Consider the following 22,561-nt stretch of genomic DNA (forward strand, 5'->3'; position numbering starts at 1 on the left):
CTGACGTCGCCAAGAATCCACCGCTTTCACCCGAAACCGTCCGGCCCCACCGCGCACCGCGCCCCGCCCGAGCGGGTGGCACGTGCGCGTGCATGCCGCTGTCGTTCCCCACTATTCCAGGCCCGCGGCACGTGTGCCGCAGACCGCCCGCGCCGCGCCCGTCAGGAGACCATGCGGACGACGTACGGCGTCATACCGTCCCAGCGCACGGGCGAGACCTTCACGACCGACCCGGACTGCGGCGCCTCGAGCATCTGCCCGTCGCCGAGATACAGGCCGACGTGCTGGCTCGCGTTGGGGCCGTAGAAGATCATGTCGCCGCGTTTCATCTGCGCCGACGGCACCTGCTCACCCGCGAGGTACTGGTAGCCGGTGTAGTGCGGCAGCGAGATGCCGATGCCCGCGAAGGCGTAGATCATCAGTCCCGAGCAGTCGAAGCCGATCTTGCCGAAGTCGCCGTAGCTGTCGGCGACGCCGCCGTCGCGGATGCCGAGCGTGGGGCCGTTCTCGTCGCCGCCGCCCCACGCGTACTGGACGCCGAGCTGCGACATTCCGCGATCGACGACGGTCTCGATCGCCGCGGATCCGGTGACGGTCGGGATCTGCGTCGTCGGTGTCGACCGCCGCGGCGTCGGGGTGTACTCCTCAAGGTCGGTGTGCGGAACGGCGAGTTCGGCGAGCTGCGAGGCGAGTTCGCGGGCGGCGGCGTTCGCCGCGACTCGTGCCGCGGCCTGCTGCGCGGCACGCTGGGCCGCCGCCTCGGCCTCGGCCTGTGCCTGCTCCTCGGCGCGACGCTGCTCGTCCCACGTCTCGTACGCGGCGCGGCTCGATTCGAGGCCACCGAAGGCCGCGCGAGCTTCGTCGAGGCGCGCCTGCGCGGACGTGCGCTCCCCCTCGAGCCGTGATCTGCGGTCGGCCTGGGAGGCGAGCGCGTCTCGCGCCGAGGCGATCGCCTGCTCGGCCGCGGCGCGCTGCGACTCCGCCTGCGACGCCGCGGAGTCCGCCTCCTGCTTCGCCGCGCGTGCCGCCGAGTCGCGGTTCGCCGACTGGGTGCGGGCACGCTGCAGTTCGTCGAGGACGGCGTCGCGGCCCAGCGAGAGCCGGTCGAGGATCTGCGCGCGGTCGAGCACCGAGTCGGGGCTCGACGCACCGAGCAGTGCCGCGTGCGAGGACGTGTCGGGGCCGCCGGTGTACAGCGAGCGGGCGAACGCGTCGAAGTCGTGCTGCGCCGCCGAGATCTGGGCGGTCGCGTCGCGCAGCGCCTGCTGCGACGCCTGCACCACCGCGGCCGCCGTGTCGGCCGCCGCCCGCGCGTTCTGCAGGTCCACGAGCGCACGATTGACGGCTTCGCGACGAATCGCCACCTCGTCGTCCAGCCGTGCGAGTTGCTGATCGGCCTCGGCGACGAGAGTGACCAGTGCACCGAGTTCGCCGATACCCGACTGCACGAGCGCGCCCGCCGACGCGAGCTCGTCGTCGCCCGGATTCGGTGGTGGCGGCGGCACCGCCACGACGCTTCCCGTGGACCCGATCGCCACGAGCGCGACGAGTGTCACGCCGAGCATCACGGCGCGCCGGCAGCGGCGCACCCACGATCCGGTCGTCCCTCGCGTTCGTCCCATTGCATCCTCCTCGGGCCCGCAGTCCCGCGGTATGCGAGGACCAGGACAGGAAGAGGCCACAGCACGCGCGTCACACCACCCACAGAGAGGCACGCTCACCCGCCTGATGGACTTCTTCCCCAAAGACCACCACGAGCACCGTACGACACATTCGTGGACCCGTGGCTCAATAGTCACAAATCACTGCGCGCGCCAATAGCGCAGATGAGCTGCGGGTTCGGGTGAGCCGGGCGCTCCGGGACGCGGCGCCGGGGTGTCAGGAACGCGGCGCGGAGGCGCGGCGTACCTTCGCGACGACGACGCCCACGGACGCGAGCGCAACGACGAGGAACAGCAGCGCCGCGAAGAGACCCCACGGCGGCTGGGGGGCGGTGAGCTCGCCGAGGAAGTTGTCGGCGGCCGAGACGGGATCGCCGGTGTACGTGTGGTCCTGGCCCGATTCGAGCGTCACCCGCGCGACGGTGTCGCTGAACGAGCCGACCTGATCGTGGCCGAGCACGAGGACCGTGCCGCCCTCCTGCTCACCCACGTCCGTCGCGAGATCGCGCAGCTGCGAATCACGGTCCGTGCGGCCGTCGACCACCACGACACTGAGGTCGATTCCCTCGTCCCGGGCACGATCGACGACCTCGGCGAGGTCGGCTGCGGTGTCGGACGAGGAGGCGTACACGCCGGTTTCCGCGACGTCGGCGAGGATCTCGTCGACGTCGGCTCCCTCCGGCAGTTCGGTCCGTGCGGGGGCGGCGTGCAGGAGCGTCGCGGACGTGGCGGCGGGCGAGGAAGCGCCCTGCAGCACGGATGCGACCGGGAAATCGGACAACGTCACGCTCTCATCCATTCTGGGCCGGAAACTTCCGATGAACCCTACGTCACGTGCCGACGGCGGTGCGCGAGCCCGGTGCCCGTCGTGTCCGAATCCCTGCCGTGTTCGCGCGGCGTTCGCGTGGCGGCAACCTCGTTCGCCCGAGCGGCCGGGCGCCGGGCGCCGCACCTGCCGACGTTTGCCCTCGCCCCTGCGGGTGCGTGATGATCGAAGTCGGGTCCGGTCCCCGCCCCGCGCCGGGTTCGGCGACGCGCGCTCTCCCGCCGAACCGCTGCCGGGGCGTATCCCCGGCATTTCACAGGACAAGCGTACTGTTAAACTGGGTCCAGGATGCGGAACCCGCCGCCGACCAGCGCCGTCAGCCTCGGTGCACGGTTCGACGGGCCATCGCAGACCGCCGCCGCCGACACAGCCCGGTCGACGGCGCATCGAAGACGAGTGGAGCTGACGTGAGCACGAGTATCGATTCGTTCGGCGCCAAGGGCACGCTCGAGGTCGGTGAGAACTCCTACGAGATCTTCCGCCTCTCGGCCGTGCCCGGCACCGAGAAGCTGCCCTACGCACTGAAGGTTCTCGCCGAGAACCTGCTGCGTACCGAGGACGGCGCCAACATCACCACCGACCACATCGACGCCCTGGCGAACTGGGATCCCAGCGCCGACCCGAACGTCGAGATCCAGTTCACGCCCGCGCGCGTGATCATGCAGGACTTCACCGGCGTCCCCTGCATCGTCGACCTCGCGACGATGCGCGAGGCCGTCGAGGCCCTCGGCGGCGACCCGGACAAGGTCAACCCCCTCTCGCCCGCCGAGATGGTCATCGACCACTCCGTGATCCTCGAGGTCGCGGGCCGTCCCGACGCGTTCGAGCGCAACGTCGAGATCGAGTACCAGCGCAACGGCGAGCGCTACCAGTTCCTGCGCTGGGGCCAGGGTGCGTTCGACGACTTCAAGGTCGTCCCGCCCGGAACCGGCATCGTCCATCAGGTCAACATCGAGCACCTCGCGCGCACCGTCATGGTCCGGAACGGCCAGGCGTACCCCGACACCTGCGTCGGCACCGACTCGCACACGACGATGGTCAACGGCCTCGGCGTGCTCGGCTGGGGCGTCGGCGGCATCGAGGCCGAGGCCGCGATGCTCGGCCAGCCGGTCTCGATGCTCATCCCGCGCGTCGTCGGCTTCAAGCTGACCGGCGAGATCCAGCCCGGTGTGACGGCGACGGACGTCGTCCTCACGGTGACCGAGATGCTGCGTCAGCACGGCGTCGTCGGCAAGTTCGTCGAGTTCTACGGCGGCGGCGTCGCCGAGGTCCCCCTCGCGAACCGCGCGACGCTCGGCAACATGAGCCCCGAGTTCGGCTCCACCGCCGCGATCTTCCCGATCGACGACGAGACCGTGAACTACCTGCGCCTCACCGGCCGCAGCGACGAGCAGCTCGCGCTCGTCGAGGCGTACGCGAAGGAGCAGGGCCTGTGGCACGACGCCGAGCGTGAGCCCGAGTACTCCGAGTACATGGAGCTCGACCTCTCGACGGTCGTCCCGTCGATCGCCGGCCCGAAGCGCCCGCAGGACCGCATCCTGCTGTCGGACGCGAAGACGGCGTTCCGCAAGGACATCCACAACTACGTCGGCGAGAACCACCCGGCGCCGTCGACCGAGCTCGACGAGGCGATCGAGGAGTCGTTCCCCGCGAGCGATCCCGCCGCGCTCTCGTTCGCCGAGGACGACGCCGTCGACGTGCAGTCGGCAGCGAACGGCTCCGAGGGCCGCCCCTCCAAGCCCGTCAAGGTCCACAGCGACGAGATGGGCGACTTCGTCCTCGACCACGGCGCCGTCGCGATCGCATCCATCACGTCGTGCACCAACACGTCGAACCCGTCGGTCATGCTCGGTGCCGCGCTGCTCGCGCGCAACGCCGTCGACAAGGGCCTGTCGTCGAAGCCGTGGGTCAAGACGTCCCTCGCGCCCGGCTCGCAGGTCGTCACCGACTACTACGACAAGGCCGGCCTGACGCCGTACCTCGAGAAGCTCGGCTTCTACCTCGCCGGCTACGGCTGCGCGACGTGCATCGGCAACTCGGGTCCGCTCGACGAGGCCATCAGCAAGGCGATCCAGGACGAGGACCTCACCGCGACCGCCGTGCTCTCCGGCAACCGCAACTTCGAGGGCCGCATCTCGCCCGACGTGAAGATGAACTACCTCGCGTCGCCGCCGCTCGTCATCGCGTACGCGCTGGCCGGCACGATGGACTTCGACTTCGAGCACGACGCCCTCGGCAAGGACACCGACGGCAACGACGTCTTCCTCAAGGACATCTGGCCGTCCGCCAAGGAGATCCAGGACACCATCTCGTCCTCGATCAACCAGGAGATGTACACGAAGGGCTACGCCGACGTCTTCAAGGGCGACGAGCGCTGGCGCAGCATCCCGACCCCCGAAGGCAAGACCTTCGAGTGGGATCAGGACTCGACGTACGTCCGCAAGGCGCCGTACTTCGAGGGCATGCCGGAGAACCCCGAGCCCGTCACCGACATCAAGGGTGCGCGCGTGCTCGCGAAGCTCGGCGACTCGGTCACGACGGACCACATCTCGCCCGCCGGCAACATCAAGGTCGGGACGCCCGCGTCGCAGTACCTCGACTCGCACGGCATCGAGCGCAAGGACTACAACTCCTACGGCTCGCGCCGCGGCAACCACGAGGTCATGATTCGCGGCACGTTCGCGAACATCCGGCTGCGCAACCAGCTCCTCGACGACGTCTCGGGCGGCTACACCCGCGACTTCACGCAGGACGGCGGACCGCAGGCGTTCATCTACGACGCGTCGCAGAACTACCAGAACGCCGGCATCCCGCTCGTCGTCCTCGGCGGCAAGGAGTACGGCTCGGGCAGCTCGCGTGACTGGGCGGCCAAGGGCACGAGCCTGCTGGGCGTGCGCGCCGTCATCACCGAGTCGTTCGAGCGCATCCACCGCTCGAACCTCATCGGCATGGGCGTCATCCCGCTGCAGTTCCCCGAGGGCGAGTCGGCCGACAGCCTGCATCTCGACGGCACCGAGGTCTTCGACATCTCGGGCATCGAGGCGCTCAACGAGGGCAAGACGCCGAAGACCGTCAAGGTGACCGCGACGAAGGACGGCGGCGAGACCGTCGAGTTCGACGCCGTGGTGCGCATCGACACCCCCGGTGAAGCGGACTACTACCGCAACGGCGGCATCCTGCAGTACGTGCTGCGCAACATGATCAAGGGCAACTGAGGCCCTGCTCGTGAGCGACTTTCCGGCCCCCACACCGGAAAGTCGCTCACGAGCGACGAAGGAGCGAATCAGTGCCCAAGGTCAGTGAGGATCACCTCGCGGCGCGGCGCAGCCAGATCCTCGACGGCGCTCGGCGCTGTTTCGCCGAATACGGTTACGACGGCGCGACGGTGCGACGGCTCGAAGAGGCGACCGGGCTCTCGCGCGGCGCGATCTTCCACCATTTCAAGGACAAGGACGGGCTGTTCCTCGCCCTCGCGCACGAGGACGCCCGGCGGATGGCCGACGTCGTCGCCGAAGGCGGTCTCGTCCAGGTCATGCGCGACATGCTCGCGAGCCCCCAAGATTTCGACTGGCTCGGGACGCGGCTCGAGATCGCGCGGCGGCTCCGCACCGACCCCGAGTTCCGCCGCAGCTGGTCGCAACGTTCGGCCGAGCTCACCGACGCGACCATCGCACGCCTGGCCGCACAGAAGGAGGCGGATCGCCTCCGTGACGACGTCCCGACGGACGTCCTCGTCGAGTACCTCGATCTCGTGCTCGACGGCCTGATCGCCCGGCTCGCGGCCGGCAATGCGTCGTCCGACCTGTCCGCGGTCCTCGACCTCGTCGAGAACTCGGTGCGGCGGCGCGACTGACGCCCGCTCACGTCACCGGCGGTCTCACCTCACCGTCGTCGCGGGATCGTCGAGTGCTCGCTGCAGATGCAGCGACAGCACCGCGAGCGAGAACAGCCCCGTCGCGACGCCGAGGAGGGCGCCGAAGCCCTCCGTCGCGAAATCGATGAACGCGTTGAGCAGCAGGCCGACGAGCGCTGCCATTCGCAGCATCCGCAACGGCCACAGTCCGCGCGTCCTGCGGCGCGCGACGAGGGCGGGCAGCGCCAACGACAGGACGACGACCGCGACGATCCCCGACAGGATCTGAGCCACCGAGACCCCGGCGAACTCGGGTGCCGCAGAATCGTCGATGTAGAGGCGCCCCACCACGACGCCGAGCACCGTCAGCGCGAGTCCGGCAGCGGCGCTCGCCACCATGAGCCATCCGAGGATCGGCACCCAGCGCGGACTCGTGAACCACCGTTCGACGTGATCGCGCGTCCAGCAGTGCACCCGGTACAGTCGGTCGCCGGCCTGCGGTGCCGCGTCGACGAGCGCGCGGACGGCCGCGATCGATGCGGCGTCGGTTCCCGCGGCCGCCGAGCGGGTGAGCAGGGTGTGGGCGGTCTCGCGCCGGTAGTCCGCCAGACCGTGCGCGAGCCCCTCGGTCGCGATCGCGTTGGCGGACGCGAGCATCTCCACGGCGTTCAGCGGGCGCAGATCGCGCACCGCACGCCCCCCGACGATCACGAGTACGACGAGGACGAACATGATCTCGGCACTCGGTGCGTAGAAGTAGTCGTTGTCCTTCGTGACGAACTTGCCGACCTCGTCGAGGAACAATCCGAATCCCACACCGCCGGCGGCGATCGCGAAGACCCGCGCGCCGTACCCGATGAGCGCCCAGCCGACGAGCAGCGCGATCATCATGAGCGCACCGCCGTACAGCGCGTGCGCGATGTGCAGGTCTCCCCCACCGACCTGCGGATAGCCGGTGGCCTCGAGATAGGCGCGGGTCACCAGAATCGTGACGATCGCGACGACGGCGAACTGCTCGGCGGCCGACGACCCCGAGAGGTTCCGCACGATACGGGGCCGTCGGATCACGGTGGCGGGCTCGGATGGCGCTCCCATCCCGCCACTCTCGCACGATTCAGGCGAGCGAGATGAGATCCAGGTAGTCCTGTGACCAGTGGTCTTCGGTCCCGTCCGGCAGCAGAATGACGCGTTCGGGGTCGAGCGCCTCGGCGGCACCGGGATCGTGGGTCACGAGCACGACGGCGCCCTCGTAGCTGCGCAGCGCGTCGAGCACCTGCTCGCGCGAGATCGGATCGAGGTTGTTGGTCGGCTCGTCGAGCAGCAGCACGTTCGCGGCGGACGACACCAGACCCGCGAGCGCGAGTCGCGTCTTCTCGCCACCCGACAGCGTGCCCGCGGGCTGGTCGAGCTGCGGGCCGGTGAACATGAACGCGCCGAGCAGTCCGCGCAGATCCTGTTCTCCCGCATCCGGGGCCGCGTGGCGGATGTTCTCCCACACCGACGCGGTGTCGTCGATCGTGTCGTGCTCCTGCGCGAAGTACCCGACCTTGAGGCCGTGCCCGGGCACGAGTTCGCCGAGGTCCGGCTTCTCGGTGCCGGCGAGCAGCCGCAGCAGCGTCGTCTTGCCCGCGCCGTTGAGACCGAGGACGACGACCCGCGAGCCGCGATCGATCGCGAGGTCGACGCCCGTGAAGATCTCCAGCGAGCCGTACACCTTGGTGAGCTCACGCGCCATGAGCGGCGTCTTGCCGCACGCGGCGGGCGTGGGAAACCGGATCTTCGCGGTCTTGTCGGCGACGCGGACCTCGTCGAGATCGTTCATGAGCTTGTCGGCACGTTTCGCCATGTTCTGCGCGGCCGTCGCCTTGGTCGCCTTCGCACCGAGCTTGGCGGCCTGCGCCCGCAACGCGCCCGCCTTCTTCTCGGCGTTCGCACGCTCGCGCTTGCGCCGTGCCTCGTCGGTCGCGCGGGCGTCGAGGTACTTCTTCCAGCCCATGTTGTAGATGTCGGCCTCACCGCGCACGGCGTCGAGGAACCACACCTTGTTGACGACATCCGCCAGGAGGTCGACGTCGTGGCTGATCACGACGAGGCCGCCGTCGTGGTTCTGCAGGAACCCGCGCAGCCACGTGATCGAGTCGGCGTCGAGGTGGTTGGTCGGCTCGTCGAGCAGCAGCGTGGTGTCGGACTTGCCGCCCGAGCCGTCGGAGGCGGCGAAGAGGATGCGCGCCAACTCGACGCGGCGACGCTGTCCGCCCGAGAGGGTGTGCAGGGCCTGACCGAGAACGCGATCGGGCAGCCCGAGGCTGTGGCAGATCCGCGCCGCCTCGGATTCGGCGACGTAGCCACCGAGCTGCGAGAAGCGCTCCTCGAGCGAGCCGTACTTGCGGACGGCGCGGTCGCGCACGGTCTCGTCGACGGCCTCGGCCATGAGCGCCTGCTGCTTCTCCATCCGGCGCAGAATCTCGTCGAGTCCGCGTGCAGAGAGAACGCGGTCCTTCGCGAGGACCTCGAGATCGCCTTCCTTCGGATCCTGCGGGAGGTAGCCGAGGTCACCCGTGCGGACGACGGCGCCCGCGTAGGGCTCGCCCTCCCCCGCGAGGATGCGCAGCGTCGTCGTCTTGCCCGCGCCGTTGCGGCCGACGAGGCCGATCCGGTCGCCCGCCTGGATGCGCAGCGCCGAACCGGGCGCGGTGAGCAGTGTGCGCACCCCGGCTCGTACTTCCAGGTCGGTGGCGGTGATCAACGATTCTCCTTCGGCGCTCGCGGCACACACCGGCGGCACGAGACGCACACCGGCACGAAACGTCCATTCTACCGTTGGTCCGGGATGCTCTCGAATCGCCGTGGAGGACCCCGCTGCACTTGTTCGGGATTTCCATGTGTTCCGTCCGTCACCGACAAGCACAGACCGTCTCGATCGGCCCGTGGGATGCTCACCGCATGACCGACGACGCAGCGACGGCACCGCACTCCCCGGGCGATCGCATCGCCGACGTCGCGGTCGTCGGCCTGGGGCCGGCGGGCAGCGCCCTCGCCACCCGATGCGCCGCCCACGGCCTGTCCGTCGTCGGGATCGACCGCGGTCCCGATCGCCGCTGGTCCCCCACCTACGGCGTCTGGCAGCGCGATCTGCCGGAGTGGCTCCAGCGCGACGCCGTCGCGACGCGGGCACACCCCACCGTCGTCACCACACGTCGCGTCACCACGGGGCGCGTCACGATCCACCGGCGACTCGACCGCACCTATGCAGTATTGGATACACCGCGACTGCAATCGTTGCTTCGCGACGGCAGCTACCACATCGTCACAGGTGAAGCAGCATCCGTCGGACGGGACGACGTCGAACTCGCCGACGGCACGCATGTGCGGGCGACGACCGTCGTCGACGCCCGGGGGCCCGAGGCCGGTCGCAGGCGGGCGATGCAGACGGCATTCGGGCTCGTCGTTCCCGCGGCCCGCGCCCGGCCCGCACTCGGCGAGGCGGACGCGCTGTTCATGGACTGGCGCGGCGACAACGGCGCCGCGGCCTCCGCTCCCCCGAGCTTTCTCTACGCCGTACCGCTCGACGCCGAGCACGTTCTCCTCGAGGAGACGTGCCTCGTCGGTCGCCCGGCCCTCCCGATCCCGGAGCTGCGCACACGACTCCACGCACGGCTCGCGGCCCGGGGAGTCCGCCTCGACGGCACGGAACGTACGGAGCGCGTCGCGTTCGCGGTCGAGAGTCCGCGCGCCCGGCACACCGGATTCGGGGTGCGCGCGGGCATGATGCATCCCGGTTCCGGATACAGCGTGGGAGCCGCGCTCGCGCTCGCCGACCCGTACGCGCGGGCCCTCGCCCACGGCCGCCGTCCCCGCTCCCTCCCGCGTCCGGTGCAGTCGCTCCGCGACGCGGGACTCCGGACCCTCCTCGAGCTCGATCCGGGTGAGCTGCGCGAGTTCTTCGACGCGTTCTTCGCGACGCCCCACGCCGTCCAGGCCGACTATCTGGCACCGAAAGCGAGCACGGCCGGCACCGCGGCGGCGATGGGACACGTCTTCGCGCATCTCACGCCCGCCACGCGCCGGACCGTGCTGCGTGCCGTCACCGGCCGCACGACGGACGCTCAGGCCGGTACGGACTGACCGGAACGAGGAACGGGCGTTCCCGCGAGCTCGGCGGGCACGTCGAGGCCCAGATTCGCGAGCACCGTCGGGGTCACGTCGGCGAGCGTGAAGCCGGCGTTCACCCGGCCCGCCTCGATTCCGTCGCCGCGAGCGATCACGAAGGTCGACGCCTCGTGCGGGCTCTGCCCGCCGTGTCCACCCGTGGGGGTGTGGCCGTGGTCGGACACGACGAGGACCGTCCAGTTCTCCCCCGTCGCCGCGCGGCGGGCGTCCACGGCGTCGACGATCCGGCCGACCTCGACGTCGACGCGCTCGATCGCCGTCCGGTACAGCGGCGAGTTCGTGCCGCCCACATGGCCGACGGCATCGACGTGATCGAGTTGGGTGAACAGGAAGTCGGGCCCGTTCGTCTCGATCTCCGCGACGACCGAGGTCGCGGTCCGCGCGTCGATCGTGGGAAGAATGCTCGCCCCCGGCGTCGTGACGACGACATCGGCGGCGGGCGGGCCGGACGTCGCGATCCGCGCGATGCCGTCCCACGTCGCGATGGAGGCGGTGCGCAGCTCCGGCCGCTCGCGTTCGATGCGCGTGAAGACGGACGGGTAGCGGTCGAAGCGCGCGCCCAGGTACGAGTTGTCGACGACGCCGTGCTCGGTGTGCCAGACACCCGTGAGGATCGTGGACCACGACGGCCCGGAGATCGTCGGATGCCCGGCGATCGAGGCCTCCGCACTCGCGCCCTCCGCGAGAAGGCGGTGGAGGTTCGGCGCCGCCGCGTCACGCACTTCGGCGAGCATGGTGCCGTCGAGGCCGATGACGACGGTCTTGTCGATCCCGCTCACAGCGGTGTCCGGGCTCGCGGCAGCGGTGCCGGTGGTGGTCGCGGCGAGGGCGAGCGTGAGAGCTCCTGCGGACAGCAGCAGCTGCAGGCGGTGTCGACGGGTTCGCTGATTGTTCACGACGTGAGCGTCGTCGGCGCGAGGTCCGGTGTCATCCCCCTGGTGACGTTGTTGCCGCGATATTGTCCACTCGTTCACCGCTGAGGTGAACGCTGTTTTTCCGCCCCGCGCTACGTGAACTCCGCCGCGGGTGCAGCGAGGCCACCGAAATCTGGAGCAGGAAACACCCGAAACCCCGCGACATGGGCGATAGTGGGGTCATGCGCTCCATCTGGAAGGGCTCGATCGCGTTCGGCCTGGTGAACGTCCCGGTCAAGGTGTACTCCGCGACGGAGGATCACGACATCCGGTTCCACCAGGTCCACGCCGTCGACGGCGGCCGCATCCGCTACCAGCGCGTCTGCGAGAAGGACGGCGAGGTCGTCCCGTACTCCGACATCGACAAGGCCTACGAGTCCGACGACGGCGTGCGCGTCGTGCTCACGGACGAGGACTTCGACAAGCTTCCGGCCGCCGAGAAACACGAGATCCCGGTGCTGCAGTTCGTCCCGTCCGATCAGCTCGATCCGATCCTGTTCGCGAAGAGCTACTACCTCGAACCGGACGGCAACTCGCCGAAGGCGTACGTCCTGCTCGCGACGACGCTCGAGAACACCGAGCGCACCGCGCTGGTGCACTTCACGCTGCGGCAGCGCACGCGACTCGCCGCGCTGCGCTCGCGCGACGGCGTCCTCACCATCCAGACGCTGCTGTGGCCCGACGAGGTGCGCGAGGCGAGCTTCCCGGTCCTCGGCGACGCCGAGACGCCGAAGGACAAGGAGCTCGCGATGGCCGAGACCCTCGTCGAGTCGATGGCCGACGACTTCCGTCCCGAGGAGTTCACCGACGACTATCAGGTCCAGTTGCGGGCTCTTCTCGACGAGATGATCCGCAGCGGCGGCAAGAAGGTGATCGCAACCGAGGACGCCGCCGAGTCCGGCTCCGACGCCGAGGTCGTGGACCTCGTCGCCGCACTGCAGCGCAGCGTCGAGGCCGCCGGCGGCGACCGGTCCGGTGACGGCAAGAAGAGCAAGGCGAAGAGCGCAGGCGGGAAGACCGCCGCGAAGAAATCCGGGGGGACCGCCAAGAAGGCACCCGCGCGCAAGCGAGCCTGACCGCCGCGCGGTCCCGTTCACCGAGAAGTCGTCCGCACCGATCGGCCGTCCCGGTTCTGCTCGGGGTCATGTCGAATGTCAACTCAGACGTAGCCGAGGCGGCAGAGACGCCGCCCGGAGCCCGCTACCGACGAACCCGGCCTGCATGGGTCGTCGTCACCGTTCTCGTACTCGTGGAGATCATCAGCGCCTTCGAGACGTCGATGATGTTCGCGGCGATGCCGACCCTCATCGCCGAGTTCGAGACCGACGCCGCGACGGCGGGCTGGGCGGTCACGTCGTTCCTGCTCGTCGCTGCTGCGTCCGCGGCGGTGTGCGGTCGTCTCGGCGATCTCTACGGCCGCGAACGGGTGCTCGTCGTCGTCCTCGCGGCTGCTGCGGTCGGCTCGCTCGTGAGCGCTCTCGGCGACAGCCTCACCTCGATCGTCGTCGGGCGGACCATCCAGGGCGCAGCCGGCGCGATCCTGCCGCTGTGCATCGGAATCGCCCGTGCCCACCTTCCCGCCGCGCGGGTCCCGGTCGCCGTCTCGCTCATCTCGGGCTCCGCGGTGGCCGCGGGCGCGGCGTCGCTGCTCGTCGCCGGGGCGCTCATCGATTTCGCGAGCTGGCACCTGATCTTCGTCGTCACGGCGGTCTATGCGACGGGCGCGTTGCTGCTCGTGGTGTTCGTGCTGCCGTGGCAACCCCGCACCGTGGCGACGCGCGAGCCGATCGACCATCTCGGTGCCGTGATGCTGTCCAGCGCGGTCGCCGCGATCCTGCTCGGCGTCAACAAGGCTCAGAGCTGGGGATGGTCGGACGTCCGCGTCCTCGCACTCGTCGTCGGCGGTGTCGCCGCGCTCGGCCTGCTCGTCGTCCGTGAACTGCGCATCCCGAACCCGATCGTGAACCTCAGGTTGTTCACGCACCGCAAGTACGCGATCACGATGATCGCGACGCTCACGATCGCCGCGGGCCCGATGGGCGTGATCACCATGATCGTCCCCCTCGTGCTGCAGACCTCCGAGGCGGGCGGGTTCGGGCACGGCCTCTCCCCCACCCACGCCGGCTGGATCTCGTTCCTCGGAGCAATGGTGGGCTTCGCGTTCACCCCGTTGAGCGGGCGCATCGCGGCCGCCACCGGCGCGCGGACCGCGATGCTGCTCGGGACCGCACTGTTCGCGGTGGGCACGGGACTGCTGATCGTCGGTCACGACTCACTGGCGGTCATGGCGCTCATGATCGTCGTCGTCTCGATCGCGACCGCGTTCGCCTTCACCGCGCTCCCCAACCTCGTCGTGGAAGCGGTCCCGCAGCGGAACACGAGCGAAGCGACGGGCACCAACACCGTCGTCCGCACCGTCGGTCAGGGCGTCGGCACGTCGATCGCGACGATGATGCTCGCGCACGCGACACTGAGCGGTACCGATCCGGCTGCGGGACTCGTCGCCGTCGGCGTTCTCGTCCTGACGCTCGCTGTCGTGACGTTCGTCCTCGTGCTCGCGATCCCGAAGGGCGCGGTGTCGCTCGAGCGCCAGAGTGCGGTGTCGCTCAGACGGTGACAGTGCGGTGTCGCTCAGACGGTGAAGCCCAGTGCCCGCAACTGCTCGCGCCCGTCGTCGGTGATCTTGTCCGGGCCCCACGGGGGCATCCAGACCCAGTTGATGCGCAGCTCGTCCGTCAGTCCCGACCGGACCAGCGCACCCTTGGCCTGATCCTCGATGACGTCCGTGAGCGGGCAGGCCGCCGACGTGAGGGTCATGTCGACGGTGACGACGTCGTCGTCCTCGGTGATGCCGTAGACCAGGCCGAGGTCGACGACGTTGATGCCGAGTTCGGGGTCGACGACGTCGCGCATCGCTTCCTCGAGGTCGTCGAGCCGGTCGGCGACCGGGACGGTGCCCTGGGTGAGGTAGGAGTTCTGGGCCGCGGGGGCCGTGTTGTCGGGCGTCGTCTCGCTCATGCCTGTCCTCCGTTGTCGGATGTCGTGTCGTCGATCCTCGTGCCGGCGGCCGTGTGCGGGGTCGCGACGGCCTGGGCCAGCGCGTCCTTGAACGCGAGCCAGCCGAGCAGTGCGCACTTGACTCGCGCGGGATACTTCGCGACGCCGGCGAAGGCGATGCCGTCGCCGAGGACGTCCTCGTCGCCTTCGACGGTGCCGCGGCTGCCGACCATCTCGCCGAACGCCGCTACCGTCGCGAGGGCGTCGTCGATCTTCGCGCCGATGACCTGGTCGGTGAGGACGGATGTCGACGCCTGGCTGATCGAGCAGCCCTGACCGTCGTACGAGACGTCGCGGACGACGCCGTCGGCCGACACGTCGACGCGCAGCGTCACCTCGTCACCGCACGTCGGGTTCACGTGGTGCACCTCGGCGCCGTACGGCTCCCGCAGCCCCCGGGCGTGGGGGTGCTTGTAGTGGTCCAGGATCACGTCCTGGTACATCTGTTCCATTCGCACGTGCGGTTCTCAACCCTTCCCGACGCCGAAGAAGTCCTGTGCGCGGCGCACGCCGTTCGCGAGCGCCGTCACCTCGCCCAGCGTGTTGTAGACCGCGAACGACGCGCGCGCCGTCGCAGCGACACCGAAACGCCGGTGCAGCGGCCACGCGCAGTGGTGACCGACGCGGATCGCGACGCCGTCGTCGTCGAGGATCTGGCCGAGGTCGTGCGCGTGAACGCCGTCGACGACGAACGACACCGCGCCGCCGCGTGCCTCGGTCGTGGTCGGCCCGACGATCCGGACGCCCTCGATGGCGCCGAGTTCGCGCAACGCGGCCTCGGTGAGCGCGTGCTCGTGGGCGGCGACGGCGTCCATCCCGATCGCCTCGAGGTACTCGACCGCCGCGCCGAGCCCGACGACCTGCGACGTCATGGGGACGCCGGCCTCGAACCGCTGCGGCGGCGGCGCGTACGTGGAGCCCTCCATCGTGACGGTCTCGATCATCGATCCGCCCGTCACGAACGGCGGCATCGCGGCGAGCAGTTCACGCCGGCCGTAGAGCACGCCGACGCCCGACGGCCCGAGCATCTTGTGGCCCGAGAACGCCGCGTAGTCGACGCCGAGCGCGTGGAAGTCGACCGGCATGTGTGGGACCGACTGGCACGCGTCGAGGACGACGAGCGCGCCGACCGCATGGGCGCGGCGCACGAGTTCGCCGACGGGCGCGAGTGCGCCGGTGACGTTCGACTGGTGCGTGAACGCCACGACCTTCACGGCATCGGTGAGCTCGAGCGAGTCGAGGTCGATGCGGCCGTCGTCGGTGACGCCGTACCAGCGCAGCGTCGCGCCGGTGCGGCGCGCGAGTTCCTGCCACGGCACGAGGTTCGCGTGGTGTTCGAGTTCGGTGATCACGATCTCGTCGCCCGGCCCGACGGCACGGTCCCAGCGGTCGTCGCCGAGGGTGTACGTCACGAGGTTGAGGGCCTCGGTCGCGTTCTTCGTGAACACGAGTTCGTCGGCGCCGGCACCGACGAACCGGGCGATCGCCGCCCGTGCTCCCTCGTACGCGTCCGTCGCCTCCTCGGCGAGCTGATGCGCGCCGCGATGCACCGCGGCGTTCGACGTCGTGAGGAAGTCGCGTTCGGCGTCGAGCACCTGCACCGGACGCTGCGACGTCGCGCCCGAGTCCAGATAGACGAGCGGCTTCCCGTCACGCACGGTACGCGCGAGGATCGGGAAGTCGGCACGGATCGCCGCGATGTCGAATGCCCCGGAACGGCGCACGTCGGTGAGCTCCGTCGTCACGGTGCCTCCCTGCTGTCGAGGTGTGGACCTGCTGTCGGAGTACGGATCAGGCGCCCTGCGCGGCAGCCTGCTGGAAGCGCACGTAGCCCTTCTCCTCGAGCTCGTCGGCGAGTTCGGGACCACCCGACTCGACGATCCGCCCGTCGACGAAGACGTGGACGAACTCCGGGTGGATGTACCGGAGGATGCGGGTGTAGTGCGTGATGAGCAGGATTCCGCCGTGGTCGGTCTCCTTGTAGCGGTTCACGCCCTCGGAGACGACCCGCAGCGCGTCGACGTCGAGACCCGAGTCGGTCTCGTCGAGGATCGCGATCTTGGGGTGCAGCAGCCCGAGCTGGAGGATCTCGTGGCGCTTCTTCTCGCCGCCCGAGAAGCCCTCGTTGACGGAACGCTCGCCGAAGGCGGGGTCGATGTCGAGGTCGGTCATCGCACCCTTGACCTCCTTGACCCAGTGCCGCAGCTTGGGGGCCTCGCCGCGGACGGCGGTCGCCGCCGTGCGCAGGAAGTTCGACATCGAGACGCCGGGCACCTCGACGGGGTACTGCATCGCGAGGAACAGGCCCGCGCGGGCACGCTCGTCGACGCTCATCTCGAGGACGTCCTCGCCGTCGAGCGTGATCGAGCCCGAGGTCACCTGGTACTTCGGGTGCCCGGCGACGGCGTACGAGAGCGTCGACTTGCCGGAGCCGTTGGGGCCCATGATCGCGTGCGTCTCACCCGAGCGCACCGTGAGGTTCACGCCCTTGAGGATGTGGATCGGCTCGGCGTTCTCGTCGGTCTGCGCGACGTCGACGTGCAGATCCTTGATCTCGAGAACGGAGGGGGTCTGGTCGGTCATGGAAGTTCCTTTGCGAGAAATGAGAGAAAGGTCGGTCAGGCGCCGATCGCGGCGAGCTCGGCCTCGACCGCGGCTTCGAGCCGTTCACGCACGTCGGGCACCGCGATCTTCTGGATGATCTCGTGGAAGAACCCGCGCACGACGAGGCGGCGCGCCTGCTCCTCCGGGATGCCGCGAGCACGCAGATAGAACAGCTGCTCGTCGTCGAACCGGCCGGTCGCGCTCGCGTGCCCGGCGCCGACGATCTCGCCGGTCTCGATCTCGAGGTTCGGCACCGAGTCGGCGCGGGCGCCGTCGGTGAGCACCAGATTGCGGTTGAGCTCGAACGTGTCGGTGCCCTCGGCCTCGGCGCGGATGAGGACGTCGCCGATCCACACGGTGTGCGCGTCGGGCTTGTCCGACTCGGGATCGCCCTGCAGCGCGCCCTTGTAGACGACGTTCGACTTGCAGTGCGGCTGCGAATGGTCGACGAGCAGTCGCTGTTCGAGATGCTGGCCGTCGTCGGCGAAGTACAGGCCGAGCAGTTCGGCGTCGCCGCCGGGGCCCGCGTACTCGACGGTGCCCGTGATGCGGACGAGGTCGCCGCCGAGGCTCACCGAGGTGTGCCGCAGCACGGCGTCGCGGCCGACGCGCACGTGATGCTGCGCGACGTGCACGGCGTCGTCGGCCCAGTCCTGAACGGCGACGACGGTGAGGTGCGCGCTGTCGCCGAGCACGAACTCGATGTTCTCGGCATAGGTGCCGCTGCCGACCTGGTCGAGGACGACGACGGCCTTCGCGAACGCGCCGATCCGGATCTGGACGTGGCCGTAGGCGGTCTCGCCCTCGCCCGGGCCGGTGACGCGCACGAGGATGCGCTCGGCGGTCTCGAGTTCCGCCGGGATCGTCACGACGGTCGCGCTGCCGAAGCTCGAGTACGCCTGCGCGGCGATGCGGTCGGACGGCACGCCGCCCTCACCGAGGCGCGCGTCGTCGCGGCCGACCGTCTCGGCGGTGACGCCGGCGGGCACCTCGACGTCGACCGTCGCGGTCGCCGTCGCGGGTGCCGTGCCGTTGTGGAGGCCGCGCAGCCGCCGCAGCGGGGTGAACCGCCACTCCTCGTCGCGGCCGTGCGGGACCTCGAAGGCATCGACGTCGAACGACGTGAACCGTTCGCCCTTGTTGGATGCGGGCACGATGCTCGCGGAACCCGGGTTCTCGCCCCGAACGGCGTCTTGCACTCCTGTCGCGGGAGAAGTCACTTAGCCCACGGCCCCTTCCATCTGCAGTTCGATCAGGCGATTGAGCTCGAGCGCGTACTCCATCGGGAGTTCCTTCGCGATCGGCTCGACGAAGCCGCGGACGACGGTGGCCATCGCCTCGTCCTCGGTCAGGCCGCGGCTCATGAGGTAGAACAACTGGTCGTCGCTGACCTTCGACACGGTGGCCTCGTGACCCATCGTGACGTCGTCCTCGCGGATGTCGACGTACGGGTACGTGTCGGAGCGGCTGATCTGGTCGACGAGCAGCGCATCGCACTTGACGGTCGACTTCGACCCGTGCGCGCCCTTGTTGACCTGGACGAGCCCGCGGTACGACGCGCGGCCACCGCCGCGGGCGACCGACTTGCTCACGATGGTCGACGACGTGTGCGGCGCGAGGTGGAGCATCTTCGAGCCGGTGTCCTGGTGCTGGCCCTCACCCGCGAACGCGACCGAGAGGACCTCGCCGCGGGCGTACTCGCCGGTCATCCAGACGGCCGGGTACTTCATCGTGACCTTGGAGCCGATGTTGCCGTCGATCCACTCCATCGAACCGCCGGCCTCGACCTTGCTGCGCTTGGTGACGAGGTTGTAGACGTTGTTCGACCAGTTCTGGATCGTCGTGTAGCGGCAGTGGCCGCCCTTCTTCACGATGATCTCGACGACCGCCGAGTGCAGCGAGTCGGTCTTGTAGATCGGTGCGGTGCAGCCCTCGACGTAGTGCACGGACGCGCCTTCGTCGACGATGATGAGCGTCCGCTCGAACTGGCCCATGTTCTCGGTGTTGATCCGGAAGTAGGCCTGCAGCGGGATGTCGACGTGGACGCCCGGCGGGACGTAGATGAACGAGCCGCCCGACCACACCGCGGTGTTGAGCGCCGAGAACTTGTTGTCGCCTGCGGGGATGACGGTGCCGAAGTACTCCTGGAACAGCTCGGGGTGCTCGCGCAGACCCGAGTCGGTGTCGAGGAAGAGCACGCCCTGGCTCTCGAGGTCCTCGCGGATCTGGTGGTAGACGACCTCGGACTCGTACTGTGCCGCGACGCCCGCGACGAGGCGCTGCTTCTCCGCCTCGGGGATGCCGAGCTTGTCGTACGTGTTCTTGATGTCCTCGGGCAGCTCTTCCCAGGACTGTGCCTGCTTCTCCGTCGAGCGCACGAAGTACTTGATGTTGTCGAAGTCGATGCCCTCGAGGTTGCTGCCCCAGTTCGGCATCGGCTTCTTGTCGAAGGTGCGCAGCGCGCGCAGGCGTGCCTCGAGCATCCACTCGGGTTCGCTCTTCTTCGACGAGATGTCGCGGACGACGGCCTCGTTCAGGCCGCGCTGCGCGGCGGCACCGGCGGCGTCGGAGTCCGCCCAGCCGTAGCCGTAGTTCCCGAGCGACGCGATCGTCTCTTCCTGCGTCAGCGGCTCGTTCGGGGGTGTCACCTGATCGGGTGTGACAGTCATACGGTCTCCTTCCGGAGGCTGGTGCGGTGTCCGGCGAGGGCTGGTCGCCGGTGAGTGACAACGTTGTCGGAGATGCTGTTGTTCCTGGGGCGGGTGATCTCGGTCATCGATCACGCGCCGTCGGCTCGGGCTCCGCCGGGTCCGGTGGCGACACGAGCGGGACGTGGGTCGTGCACGCGACGTCGCCGTTCGCGATCGTCGCGAGCTGCTGCACGTGCGTGCCGAGGATCTCGGTGAGGGCCTCGCGCTCGGCGTCGCACAGTTCCGGGAACTCCTCGGCGACGTGCGAGACCGGGCAGTGGTGCTGACAGATCTGGACGCCGTGCCCGACGGGGCGCGTCGACGCCGCGAACCCGGCGTCGTTGAACGCGTCCGCGACCTCGTCGGCGGCGCGGGCGATGTCGCGGGGTCCGTCGGCGGGTGCGACGCGATCGACGATGGTGTCGACGCGGCGCCGCGCGAACTCGGTGATCGCGGCGTCGCCGCCGACCTCGCGGAGCTGACGCAGCGCGGCGCCCGCGAGGTCGTCGTACGCGTGGCCGAGCCTGCGGCGCCCCTGGGCCGTGATCTGGAATCGTTTCGCCGGCCGCCCGCGGCCGCGGGACGCGCGGTGACGGTGGGAGACCTCGCGGGCCTCCCCCGCCTCGATGAGCGCGTCGAGGTGCCGTCGCACGCCCGCCGCGGAGAGGCCGAGGGCACGCCCCACCTCGCTCGCGGTGACGGGGCCCTGCTGCAGCAGCATGTCCACCACGGCGGTCCGGGTGTCGCCCTCGTGCGTGGCGGCCCCGGGTGTGGTGGCGCCGTGTGCCGTCCCCGCGCCGGCGAGCGCGGCGTCGCCACGCGTGTCGGCAGTCGTCGGATCGGATTTCACAACACCAGTGTGACGTAATTCCGGACGTGATTCCACTAAGGGTGCCCTACCGGAACCCCACGTGTGACCTGCACGACGGGAGCGCGGGCGCTCGTGGCCGCGGGCCGCGCCGTTACCCTCTCCCTTGTGCCGACCCCGCCCGAGCGCTCGACCGAACCGACACCCGACCCCGGGCCGGCCGCTCGGCCGACCGCGACGCTCGCCCGTACGGTCGCGTCGCGCACGGTGCACCTCGGCCGTCGCGTTCTCGGCCTCGATGCCGCCTCTCGAGCAGGGGTGACGGGGAGCCTGCACGGCGACGAGAGCGCCGCACCCGGACTCGGTACGGCCGAACTCCGCGGCCTCCGCAACATCCGACGATTCGGCGCCACCGGAACGCTGCTCATGGCGATCGGCGCCCTCGGGGCCGGCGCGCAGCCCGTGCTGCAGAACCCCGTGCAGGGACTCCGTCTGCTCGGTCTGCCCAGCCGCATCCCCGGCGCGGCGCTCACGCTCACGATGTGCGGCACCGTCATGGTCGTCCTCGCGTGGCTGCTGCTCGGGCGGCTCGCGATCGGCACCGTCCGCGACGGCGTCCGGCACCGGCTCGGCCGCCGCCAGCTCGATCGCACCCTGCTGTTGTGGATCGTGCCGCTCGCGGTCGCCCCGCCCATGTTCAGCAAGGACGTGTACTCGTACCTCGCCCAGAGCGAGATCGCCGCGCGCGGCCTCGACCCCTACGCGATCGGACCTGCCCAGGCGCTCGGCGTCGATCACGTCCTCACCAGGACCGTCCCCAACATCTGGCGCGAGACGCCCGCACCCTACGGCCCGAGCTTCCTGTGGATGGGCGAAGGGATCACGTGGCTCACCGGCGAGAACATCATCGCCGGGATCCTGCTGCACCGCGTCCTCGCGCTCGCCGGCGTCGCCCTGATCGTGTGGGCGCTGCCGCGGCTCGCGCGGCGGTGCGGCGTCGCCCCCGTCACGGCGCTGTGGCTCGGCGCCGCGAACCCGCTGCTGCTCTTCCATCTCGTCGCCGGCATCCACAACGAAGCGCTCATGATCGGGCTCATGCTCGCGGGCATGGAACTCGCGCTGCGCGCGATCGAATCCACCGGCCCGATCCGGGGCCGCACGCTGTGGCTGCTCGTCGGCGGCGCCGCCCTCGTCGCACTGTCGGCGACGATCAAGATCCCGTCGCTGCTCGCGCTCGGATTCGTCGGCATGGCCCTCGCTCGGCGGTGGGGCGGTACGTGGCGCGACGTCCTGCGCGCGGCACTCGCGCTCGCCGGCGTCGTCGTGGTCGTGCTGGTCGGCGTGAGCCTCGCGTCCGGCCTCGGCTTCGGGTGGCTCGGGACGCTCGGCACCGCGAGCGCCGTCCGCAGCTGGATGTCCATTCCGACCCTGCTCGGCGTCGCGACGGGCGCGGTCGGTGTCCTGCTCGGGCTCGGCGACCACACCACCGCCGTCCTGTCGCTGACCCGCCCGATCGCGGCGGTGGTCGCGGCAGTCGTCACGCTCCGCATGCTGCTCGCGACGCTGTTCGGCCGAGTCCACGCCGTCGGCGCACTCGGTCTGTCGCTCGGCGCCGTCGTCCTGCTCTTCCCCGTCGTGCAGCCCTGGTACCTGCTGTGGGCGGTGATCCCGCTCGCCGCGTGGGCGACAGCACCCGCCTTCCGCGTTCCCGCCGTCGCGTTCTCGTCGATCGTCAGCGTCATCCTCATGCCGAACGGCGGCGAGTACCCGCCGTTCGTCATCGTGCAGGCCGCGATCGCGACCGTCTTCACCGTCGGGCTGCTCATCGTCGCGACGCGGAGCACGCTGCCGTGGCGCGTCGACCCACCGGGTCGCGACGGCGCGGCCGGCGAGTCCACCACCGACCCCGACGTGCCCGGGGTCACGACGACGGGGTCCGGGCGGCGTGGCGCTCACGACCGGGGCCTACGCTGATTGT

The 22,561-nt window shown here is 70.0% G+C and carries 18 protein-coding genes; 6 read left to right on the forward strand and 12 right to left on the reverse strand.

Translation table 11 applies throughout. The features are described from left to right. Positions 1 to 161: 161 nt before the first annotated feature. The gene (locus RR1_RS03175; protein ID WP_040774748.1) at positions 162 to 1,622 is read right to left on the reverse strand and encodes an NlpC/P60 family protein; all 1,461 of its coding nucleotides are present in this window, start codon (positions 1,620 to 1,622) and stop codon (positions 162 to 164) included. Between the two features lie 256 nt (positions 1,623 to 1,878). Beyond that, the gene (locus RR1_RS03180) at positions 1,879 to 2,448 is read right to left on the reverse strand and encodes an Rv1476 family membrane protein (protein ID WP_238559062.1); all 570 of its coding nucleotides are present in this window, start codon (positions 2,446 to 2,448) and stop codon (positions 1,879 to 1,881) included. A gap of 458 nt (positions 2,449 to 2,906) precedes the next feature. On the opposite strand from RR1_RS03180, the gene acnA reads away from it, so the two are divergent. Both acnA and RR1_RS03190 read left to right on the forward strand, forming a co-directional pair. Continuing rightward, complete coding sequence (acnA, locus tag RR1_RS03185) at positions 2,907 to 5,702, forward strand: aconitate hydratase AcnA (protein WP_174555397.1); 2,796 nt, start codon at positions 2,907 to 2,909, stop codon at positions 5,700 to 5,702. Between the two features lie 71 nt (positions 5,703 to 5,773). Further along, positions 5,774 to 6,340, forward strand: coding sequence for a TetR/AcrR family transcriptional regulator (locus tag RR1_RS03190; protein WP_010839658.1), 567 nt, complete (start codon positions 5,774 to 5,776; stop codon positions 6,338 to 6,340). A gap of 24 nt (positions 6,341 to 6,364) precedes the next feature. Here the strand turns inward: RR1_RS03190 and RR1_RS03195 are convergent, their stop codons facing one another. Both RR1_RS03195 and RR1_RS03200 read right to left on the reverse strand, forming a co-directional pair. Then, complete coding sequence (locus RR1_RS03195) at positions 6,365 to 7,435, reverse strand: hypothetical protein (RefSeq protein WP_051111287.1); 1,071 nt, start codon at positions 7,433 to 7,435, stop codon at positions 6,365 to 6,367. A gap of 19 nt (positions 7,436 to 7,454) precedes the next feature. Further along, a complete protein-coding gene (locus RR1_RS03200) occupies positions 7,455 to 9,086 on the reverse strand; it encodes an ABC-F family ATP-binding cassette domain-containing protein (RefSeq protein WP_040774763.1) in 1,632 nt (543 codons plus the stop codon). Positions 9,087 to 9,283: 197 nt separating this feature from the next. On the opposite strand from RR1_RS03200, the gene RR1_RS03205 reads away from it, so the two are divergent. Further along, on the forward strand, positions 9,284 to 10,465 hold the full coding sequence (locus tag RR1_RS03205; RefSeq protein ID WP_051111286.1) for a lycopene cyclase family protein: 1,182 nt from the start codon (positions 9,284 to 9,286) through the stop codon (positions 10,463 to 10,465). On the opposite strand, the gene RR1_RS03210 is transcribed toward RR1_RS03205, so the two are convergent. Then, on the reverse strand, positions 10,447 to 11,406 hold the full coding sequence (locus RR1_RS03210; protein ID WP_040774747.1) for an alkaline phosphatase family protein: 960 nt from the start codon (positions 11,404 to 11,406) through the stop codon (positions 10,447 to 10,449). The genes RR1_RS03205 and RR1_RS03210 overlap by 19 nt on opposite strands. Positions 11,407 to 11,606: 200 nt before the next feature. Between RR1_RS03210 and ku the strand changes: the two genes are divergently transcribed. Together ku and RR1_RS03220 are read left to right on the forward strand one after the other, a co-directional pair. Further along, complete coding sequence (gene ku / locus RR1_RS03215; protein WP_010839653.1) at positions 11,607 to 12,500, forward strand: non-homologous end joining protein Ku; 894 nt, start codon at positions 11,607 to 11,609, stop codon at positions 12,498 to 12,500. Between the two features lie 68 nt (positions 12,501 to 12,568). Beyond that, positions 12,569 to 14,041, forward strand: a complete 1,473-nt coding sequence (locus tag RR1_RS03220) for an MFS transporter (protein ID WP_010839652.1) — start codon at positions 12,569 to 12,571, stop codon at positions 14,039 to 14,041. 14 nt (positions 14,042 to 14,055) lie between these two features. Here RR1_RS03220 and RR1_RS03225 read toward each other — a convergent pair whose 3' ends face one another. From RR1_RS03225 to RR1_RS03255, 7 genes are all read right to left on the reverse strand, one after another. Then, entirely contained in the window at positions 14,056 to 14,442 is a 387-nt protein-coding gene (locus tag RR1_RS03225) for a metal-sulfur cluster assembly factor (RefSeq protein ID WP_010839651.1), read from the reverse strand. Beyond that, positions 14,439 to 14,939 (reverse strand): Fe-S cluster assembly sulfur transfer protein SufU, encoded by a 501-nt coding sequence (sufU, locus tag RR1_RS03230; protein WP_040774746.1) that lies wholly within the window; start codon positions 14,937 to 14,939, stop codon positions 14,439 to 14,441. The genes RR1_RS03225 and sufU overlap by 4 nt, the downstream gene beginning before the upstream one ends. A 9-nt stretch (positions 14,940 to 14,948) precedes the next feature. Next, positions 14,949 to 16,205: a cysteine desulfurase gene (locus tag RR1_RS03235; RefSeq protein WP_040774757.1), complete on the reverse strand. Its 1,257-nt coding sequence runs from the start codon at positions 16,203 to 16,205 to the stop codon at positions 14,949 to 14,951. A gap of 67 nt (positions 16,206 to 16,272) precedes the next feature. Continuing rightward, complete coding sequence (gene sufC / locus RR1_RS03240; RefSeq protein WP_010839648.1) at positions 16,273 to 17,064, reverse strand: Fe-S cluster assembly ATPase SufC; 792 nt, start codon at positions 17,062 to 17,064, stop codon at positions 16,273 to 16,275. A gap of 35 nt (positions 17,065 to 17,099) precedes the next feature. Continuing rightward, positions 17,100 to 18,305, reverse strand: coding sequence for a Fe-S cluster assembly protein SufD (gene sufD, locus RR1_RS03245; RefSeq protein ID WP_040774745.1), 1,206 nt, complete (start codon positions 18,303 to 18,305; stop codon positions 17,100 to 17,102). Next, positions 18,306 to 19,754 (reverse strand): Fe-S cluster assembly protein SufB, encoded by a 1,449-nt coding sequence (sufB, locus tag RR1_RS03250; RefSeq protein WP_010839646.1) that lies wholly within the window; start codon positions 19,752 to 19,754, stop codon positions 18,306 to 18,308. A 103-nt stretch (positions 19,755 to 19,857) separates the two neighbouring features. After that, positions 19,858 to 20,625 (reverse strand): helix-turn-helix transcriptional regulator, encoded by a 768-nt coding sequence (locus tag RR1_RS03255; RefSeq protein WP_010839644.1) that lies wholly within the window; start codon positions 20,623 to 20,625, stop codon positions 19,858 to 19,860. A 276-nt stretch (positions 20,626 to 20,901) separates the two neighbouring features. Here RR1_RS03255 and mptB point away from each other — a divergent pair, with 276 nt between their 5' ends. Further along, on the forward strand, positions 20,902 to 22,557 hold the full coding sequence (gene mptB / locus RR1_RS03260; protein ID WP_371836775.1) for a polyprenol phosphomannose-dependent alpha 1,6 mannosyltransferase MptB: 1,656 nt from the start codon (positions 20,902 to 20,904) through the stop codon (positions 22,555 to 22,557). Positions 22,558 to 22,561: the final 4 nt, after the last annotated feature.

Source organism: Rhodococcus rhodnii NBRC 100604 (assembly GCF_001894925.1).
GTDB lineage: Bacteria > Actinomycetota > Actinomycetes > Mycobacteriales > Mycobacteriaceae > Rhodococcus_F > Rhodococcus_F rhodnii.